Below are 7,647 nucleotides of genomic sequence, written 5' to 3'. Positions count from 1 at the left end.
GCGAAGCAACGCTTTCAAAAATTTCCTTGTGGTTCGTTTGATCGATAATTGCTGTAATTCTTGAGTTTTATGTCCTAGTAAGTAGTTCGGCATAATTAAAAACCAAAACCAGCGAGCATACTGCCTGCTACGCGGGCGGTATGCTCACTGGTTTTAAGTTTACTTATGCCTAGCTACTTACAGCAAAATCTGGTGAAGGCTATAGCTAGGAGGATTTAACTGCATAGCTTTGCCGTTTGAGAAACGCAAAGATGAGGACAAGAAACGTACAAATCCCTGCTAGATAGAGCGGATAACCATAGGAATGGGGATTATTTTGATTGACGACGAAACCTGCAATGACTGGACCAAATCCGTTTGATATGCTGAGGTAGGAAGAGTTAATTCCGAGTACTGTTCCCTGTTCTTCTGGGCTAGAATTGAGGGAAATTAGGGCGCTGATCATTGGCTGTACGACGGAATTCAATAATGAGAAGAGAATACATACAACCACAAAGTAATAGACATTTTCCCAGATGGGCATTAAGGCGAAGGAGACGCTACGAATTAATAGCCCTAAAAAGAGAATCTGTACGATTTGTAGGCGTTTGAGCATCAGAGAAATTCCCAGAGTCTGCATGATTACGCCTAGGACACCGAACATCAAGAACATCAACGTCAGCGTGTCACTATTTTGCTTAATCACCTGCAAAAAATAGGGCTGAAACGCAAAGGTAAACATATTGAATGTTAGTCCTGTTAGGAAATTAATCACCAACAAAATTCCTATTTTGGGCATATATAATCCTGTGATTAGCTTATCTAGACCAAGATCGAAGAAGTTTTGTGATTTTTGAGCTTTAATCTTGAGGGTTTCAGGCAGAAAGAAAATAGTTAGCAATAAGGCGATCGCTGCGATCGTCCCCGAAACTAAGAAAGATGCGCCAAAGGATTTACCTAAGGGTGTGTTGAGGGCTACTTTTTGGGCGATCAAACTAATGGCAGGTCCCAAAATAAAACCCAGTCCAAAGGCTGCACCATTGATCCCAAATGCTTTAGCTCGGTTCTCAGGGGTGGTTACATCGGAAATTACGGCTTGGGCTACCGAGGCATTACCGCCTGTAATCCCATCGAGAAATCTAGCAAAAAATAATACGGCGGCACTCGCGGCAGTTCCTGCCATGAGGTTCGCGATAACTGTCCCCGCCAAACTAACGATTAACAAAGGTTTGCGCCCAAAGCGATCGGAGAGTTTCCCGATAATTGGTGTGGCAAAAAATTGGGCGAACGCATAAATGGCAAACAGTAGGCTAGTCTGAGAATCATCTAACTTGAACTGTCTGCCATAGAGATACAAAACTGGGATGAGAATCGTAAAACTCAGGGAGTTAATAAAAGAGATGAGGGCAATAATCCAAAATTTACGATTCATTCTTAGGAGGCGATCGCATATAGTCCTTGTCCATACTACAGCGCTACCTCAGACTTTTATAGCTAAGTAACTGGGCATAAATCCTAAAAACCTGTGCCGCCTACTTAGGGGACAGCACAGACTGCTTTATAGGCTTTTTACTTTATGTCTTAGGCTCTGATTTAAAAGTAAACTCTGTGCCGTTGAGAATGCGTTCGATATTAGAACGATGCAGCCAGATGATAAAAGCGCATCCTGCGGTGACAAAGCTGGCGTAAATCATATTGCCTTGCATTGTCCACATGAGAAATGGGGCGGCGGCGGCGGCGGCAATGGAGCTAATCGAAACGGTTCGCCAAATTGCCATCGTGGCTAGCCAAATACTAAAAGCAGCGATCGCTACTAGCCAATTCAGCATAAACAAAATCCCTACCCCCGTCGCCACCGACTTACCGCCTTTAAATCCCAACCAGATCGGACGACTATGACCGATCAAAGCCAGCATTCCCGCGCCAATTACCAAAAACGAAAGCTCGTTTTGAGCGATCGCCACAGCCTTGATATTTAGACTTGTCATCAACCAATTTGCCGACTGCATCATGTAAATTGCCGCCATTCCCTTAGCAAAGTCAGTTATAAATACGACAATCCCCGCAAATTTGCCAACATTACGCCATACGTTGGTTGCTCCTGTTGAACCTGAGCCAAGCTGACGAATATCAATACCAGCCAACCGTCCCACTAAATAACCTGTGGGGAAAGATCCTAAGAGATAGGCGATCGCAAGCAAAAGATAGGCAAACCACATAAGTTGTACTTCATAAACAATAGGGGCAGCGCATAGGCTAAACCTATTCTCTAATATTGTGGCAATCAAGAAAACAATGTAAGGTTTGCTTAGCCCTAAAGATGAGTGGCGGCGCGAAGCGCCGCCACTCATCTTTGGGGCTTTGATTCGTCCTAGTGATTTCTTACATTGCTATAGTCGCCACAGCCAAGAAGAGAAAAACGGCGCTTCGCGCCGTTTTTCTCTTCTGAGTAATACGATTGACCACAGAGGACAACCGCAACACAGGATTAATAGGGTTTATATGGGGCAATACTTAAGGACCTGTGATGTAATGAAGTACCAAATATAAAACCAGAATCGGTGGCGCGGCTCCGCCGCGTCACCGATTCTGGTAAATCTGGATTGGTATCTTATTCTCTCGCAAGTCCCTAATGAGAATTTATCGAAAAATTGGGTTTTAAATCCCATATTTTCGATAAAATTCAATTTAATCTATAGATTAATCTATGGAAATAGACTGAGGACCTTCATTTTTGCTGTCAGCAGAAGACACCGTAGTTGTTGCTCCTTGCTTTTCTAGCCAACCCTTTAAAGGATCTTGTTGGAGATCGAGCTTGAGAAAGCCCGAAACGAGTCCACCAAAAAATGCAACGGGTTGTCCTAGTAACTCATTGAGAATCGGTTTTAGCTCGTCCATAAATGCAGGTATATATTTGGGGTGATGTTTGCAGATTGCTTAATGAGGATTGCTCATTAAAGTTTTGTTTGATTATCTGTTTGATTCACAGAAATACGAGAACGTGAGGTCTAAAAATCCTAAGTTTTAGGTCACGCTTAAAGCAATTGTAGCCCTAAAATCTGGAAAGTAGATGGTTAAACTACGCATTACTAAGCATTTTCTAGCAAGTAATTCCTATAATTTATGATCAAATCTGGCAATTTATCGCCATATCATAGTTAAATCGATCAATGCACTCTTACAAATTTCCTAAGAGTGGCTAATCTAGAGAATATTTTCGATGACCACGCTAAACCGATCTACTCTTCGTCGCCTCAAAAAACTCAAGCAGTCATCTGCGGTTTGGGAAGGCGATCGCCGTTCCTTGCCCGCTAAGCTCCGCCAACCGCAAGACTCTTCTAACATTATCCCCCTTCATGCCCATAGCGAAGAGTCTAAACCCCATTGTATTTTGTGGGTAGATGGTTCGCAGGGAATGGTGCGTTCTATGGATGTAGTTGATTCAAGCGTGGGGCAAGAGGCTTTTGTCCGTGCATTGTTGCAGGCAATCGAGCATCCTCAAAGTCCAGCCCAGCCATCTCTGCCACAAAAAATTCTTGTATGCGATCGCGAACTTCAGTTTTATTTACGCGGTGTTCTACAGGATTTAGATATTTCCGTCGAATATGTGGAACGTCTCCCCCTAATTGATGAAATTTTTTCCCATATTTTGGAAAGTTTCGCTGACAATCCGCCCATCGTCCCAGAGAGGTTTTCATCGGCTTTACATAGTCAATCCGAGCAAATTTGGCGCAATGCCCCTTGGAATACTCTGTGGGATCATCAGGTGATTTCGCTCGAGATCGATCGCTGGGATATCGATACTCTTTATGCGATCGTGATGGGCAAGATGGGCTTAGAGCAGGGTGTCATTTTTTATCGGTCTGAAGAGTCTTTAGTCAAGTTTCGCCATCGGATTGTTTCGGGTAGTTCTGAAGACGAAATCGAAGAGACTTTTTTACACCAAGACTGTTTATTTAATCTCTTTGAAACACCAGATTTAGAAATGGAAAGCGATCTCCCTCCCTTTCCATTCCGTGGCAAGATGCGATCTCTTCCCACGGCAACTACACCAATGAAGCCGATCTATGGAGCATTACATCCCCTTGAAGGCGGTAGACCCTATCTTTATGACGAAGAAGCGATCGCTTTGACGGTAGCCCTTGAAGCTTTGAATAAATTTTGGGAACAGTACCATAAGCGCTTAAGTACGAGTTTTAGCAATCTTTCGGGAACCTATACCGTTTATGCCCCAAGCCTCGATAGTGATGCGGAAGAACCGATTAATGTCGTTGTCAAGACTATGCCCGATCTGGCTAATGAATTACATCAATTAGTCGTAGAAGAAGAAGATGATGATGATGATGATTCTCCATTGATCAATGAGGATCTTTGGCCAGAAAATGCCCTAATCCATATGATGACCATTCCTTGGGAACAGGTGGAGTTTTTACGCAAAGCCTCAATTCATCATCAGCTTTCAGAAAGCATTCCCACGATTTTAGGCACCAAAAAGGGGGAAGGCTTGCCAGGACTAATGATCCAAACTTCGCGCCCCAAAGCATTGGAACTAATCGAGCAGATCGATGAATTCAATGGCATTCACTCCTTATGCTTCAACCCAGCTGAGGATATTTTCGGCAATATTTGTCAGTTGGGCTTGATGGTGATGGGTAATGACGACCTCCATCTATTTGGAGAATTTGATAAGGCAACTCTCAGTGGTGAACATCATAAGCGCTGGAAGCAACGGGCTAAAAATACCAAGGGTAATGTGTGTGTGATCGTGGCGATGGGTATTACTGGAGCGTCACGAGGTAATCCCGCACCGCATCATATTCTGGGCTATTACGAAATCAAACTAATTGATGATAAAGAATTAGGCTTAGGTAAATTACGGGCTGAACCTGCCTTTGATTTTGATTTCTAATTGTTAAGTAGCTAAGCATAATTAAAGCCCTAAAACCTGCGGCGCACGCGCAGCGTGCGCTGCAGGTTCTAGGGCTTTATATTTAATTAAGCCCACTTAATTTATATCTCAACTATATGTCTCAACAAATTATTTACCGCATCCTCGATGCTAACCTCGATCGCGCCCGCGAGGCTCTCCGTACGATCGAAGAATGGTGTCGCTTTGGTTTAGAAAATGTCGCTCTGTGTGATCGCTGCAAACAAATGCGTCAAGAATTAGCCCTATGGCATCGCGAAGAGTTTCGTCTTGCCCGCAATACTCCCGACGATCCAGCCACGGGATTGAGCCATGCCAACGAAATTAGCCGCACTGATATCCAAGCGTTGCTCAGAGCCAATATGGGACGATTGCAAGAGGCGCTCAGGGTTCTAGAGGAATACGGTAAAGTTGTTGATCCAAACTTGGGCGCTGCCATGAAACAGATGCGCTATCAAGTTTATACCCTCGAAAGCAAGTTGCTGGAGCATGAAATAGCTAATGTCGGACAAATTCGCCGTCAAAAGCTGCGGGCTGCAAGTTTATATCTAGTGACGATGCCCGTTGATAACATTGTCTCGGTTGTTGAGTCAGCGTTACAAGGAGGGGTGCAGATCGTGCAATATCGCCAAAAAGAAGGCGAAGATAATGTTCGTTATCAAATCGCCCAACAACTTTGCGAAGTCTGTCATAAATACGATGCTTTGTTTTTAGTAAACGATCGCGTCGATATTGCGATCGCGGTTGGAGCCGATGGCATCCATGTGGGACAAACCGATCTACCAGTTACGACCGTACGCCAGATTTTAAACGCGCATGGCGGCGATGCCTCGCAATATATCATCGGACAATCCACCACTAATCCGCAGGAGTTAGCGATCGCCCTCGGTAATCAAGTGGATTATGTTGGTGTTGGTCCAGTCCATGCCACGCCCACTAAGCCCACCAAGGCAGCCGCAGGTTATGATTATGTCAGTTACGCGACGCAAAATATCGAGATTCCTTGGTTTGCGATCGGTGGCATTGACGAACACAATTTAGAAGAAGCGATCAATGTAGGGGCAAGACGGGTTGCGGTCGTGCGCGCGCTCATGCAAGCCGATCATCCCGATCATGTAGCCAAACAAATGCGATCGCTACTCAGTCAATAAGTAATATCAAAGCTCAGAACGGCGTAGCCATTTGAGCCTTGATATTACTTACTGGGTTTGGTTTTTAATTCACAAAAGTGTTGTCACACTTTCGTGAATTGGTATAACTCTACTTTCCCAAACAAGCTTTAGCCAAAGATTAAGACCAAATGATCGCACCAAAGGATATTCCCCAAATCTTAATCGGAATTCGTTTCGCCATTGCCCCTCTACTTCTTTTAGATGCCTTAGATCATCAAACTACATGGGGATTTGTTGTTGGTTATGTGATTGCCATTCTCTCAGATATTTTTGATGGCATCATTGCCCGACGACTGGGCGTTAGTACCGCCAAGCTGAGACAGTTAGACAGTTGGGCAGATATCTGCCTGTTTGTAAGTGTTGCCATTAGTACTTGGTTGGTATATCCCAAAGTTATTGTCGATTTTCGAGTTCCCTTATTATTGGCGATCGCGGCTCAGTTCACCCTGTTTACAATTAACCTCATCAAGTTTGGTAAACTCCCTAGTTTTCACACCTATACAGCTAAAATATGGGGATTAACGCTACTAATTGCCACAGTTTGTCTATTTGGCTTTGGCTATGCCTCAACTTTGTGGTTAGCGATCGCTTTCTGTTTGGTTAATAGTATTGAAGAAATTGTGATGACTCTTCTTTTACCTTCATGGCACTGTGACGTTTTGAGTATCTTTCATGCCTTAGACTTACGCAAAAAGTTAATAAATAGTTCAAATTAAAAACCAAAATCAGAGATTGTACCGACTGCTACGCAGGCAGTGCACTCTTCATCGTTTCAATCGTTTCAATTAAATCGTTTCAATAAGTGAGTGGTACGATGAAGCGGAATTTACTCCCCAAGTTTCTCAGACTTTGCCAAAGGAACTTCAAAATCCTATTATTCCTTGGTATTATTCTTCTTTTCTTTATCACTCCTTTAAGGGGACTACTAGATCGGCAAATTCTCTCCTCATATTTACAAAGCTTAGGAATTTGGACGATTCCTTTGTTTGTCTCAACCTATGTATTGGTGGCAATTCTGGGTTTACCAATTACGATGCATACTTTAGCTGGTGGTGTCCTATTTGGGTTTGGATGGGGAACGGTATGGTCTACCCTCGCAGCAACCTTAGGAGCTTTAGGTGCGTTCTACTTTACGCGCTACATTTTCCATGATTGGGCGATCGCTATCTTTGGGAACCATAAGCTACTGCGAAAGCTTAATCAAGCAGTTACCAATAAACCCTTCAATCTCGTTCTATCGTTAAGATTCGCACCTATCGCCCCTTTTAATATCATCAATTTCCTATTGGCTCTCACTCCAATCAACAGCAAAATTTATACATTTGCAACTTTTATCGGCGTTATTCCTGGAACCATTGCCTATACTTGGTTAGGGGTTTCAGGAAAATCAGCTATCCAAGATAATGAACTTTTTCAATTTACACTTGCATCCTGTTTCTTAGTTCTTCTATCTTTGCTACCCTTTGGGTTGCAATATTGGCAGCGATCGCGAAAGTCACCCTAAAACTAAGTAGAAACCCCAAAAGCTGTAGCGAACGCGCAGCGTTCGCTACAGCTTTTGGGGTTTTA

The 7,647-nt window shown here is 43.5% G+C and carries 7 protein-coding genes; 4 read left to right on the top strand and 3 right to left on the bottom strand.

What is annotated here, in order from left to right:
- Positions 1-205 precede the first annotated feature (205 nt).
- From PSE7429_RS19690 to PSE7429_RS19680, 3 genes are all read right to left on the bottom strand, one after another.
- Positions 206-1,411 carry an MFS transporter gene (locus tag PSE7429_RS19690; RefSeq protein WP_009629102.1) on the bottom strand — a complete coding sequence of 402 codons (1,206 nt, stop codon included), beginning with the start codon at positions 1,409-1,411 and terminating at the stop codon, positions 206-208.
- Positions 1,412-1,553: 142 nt separating this feature from the next.
- Positions 1,554-2,198: a glycerol-3-phosphate 1-O-acyltransferase PlsY gene (gene plsY, locus PSE7429_RS19685; RefSeq protein WP_040689705.1), complete on the bottom strand. Its 645-nt coding sequence runs from the start codon at positions 2,196-2,198 to the stop codon at positions 1,554-1,556.
- Between the two features lie 481 nt (positions 2,199-2,679).
- Positions 2,680-2,877 (bottom strand): hypothetical protein, encoded by a 198-nt coding sequence (locus PSE7429_RS19680; RefSeq protein WP_009629100.1) that lies wholly within the window; start codon positions 2,875-2,877, stop codon positions 2,680-2,682.
- Positions 2,878-3,199: 322 nt separating this feature from the next.
- On the opposite strand from PSE7429_RS19680, the gene PSE7429_RS19675 reads away from it, so the two are divergent.
- The 4 genes from PSE7429_RS19675 (at position 3,200) to PSE7429_RS19660 (ending at position 7,582) form a co-directional block, all read left to right on the top strand.
- Positions 3,200-4,888, top strand: coding sequence for a DUF6930 domain-containing protein (locus tag PSE7429_RS19675; RefSeq protein ID WP_009629099.1), 1,689 nt, complete (start codon positions 3,200-3,202; stop codon positions 4,886-4,888).
- 116 nt (positions 4,889-5,004) lie between these two features.
- Complete coding sequence (locus PSE7429_RS19670; RefSeq protein WP_009629098.1) at positions 5,005-6,057, top strand: thiamine phosphate synthase; 1,053 nt, start codon at positions 5,005-5,007, stop codon at positions 6,055-6,057.
- A 149-nt stretch (positions 6,058-6,206) separates the two neighbouring features.
- The gene (locus PSE7429_RS19665; RefSeq protein WP_009629097.1) at positions 6,207-6,794 is read left to right on the top strand and encodes a CDP-alcohol phosphatidyltransferase family protein; all 588 of its coding nucleotides are present in this window, start codon (positions 6,207-6,209) and stop codon (positions 6,792-6,794) included.
- Between the two features lie 98 nt (positions 6,795-6,892).
- Positions 6,893-7,582 (top strand): TVP38/TMEM64 family protein, encoded by a 690-nt coding sequence (locus PSE7429_RS19660; RefSeq protein WP_009629096.1) that lies wholly within the window; start codon positions 6,893-6,895, stop codon positions 7,580-7,582.
- Positions 7,583-7,647: the final 65 nt, after the last annotated feature.

Source organism: Pseudanabaena biceps PCC 7429 (genome assembly GCF_000332215.1).
In the GTDB taxonomy this organism is placed as follows: domain Bacteria; phylum Cyanobacteriota; class Cyanobacteriia; order Pseudanabaenales; family Pseudanabaenaceae; genus Pseudanabaena; species Pseudanabaena biceps.
The sequence above is the reverse complement of the archived record's forward strand: the minus strand, read 5'-3'. Positions and strand labels throughout refer to the sequence as shown.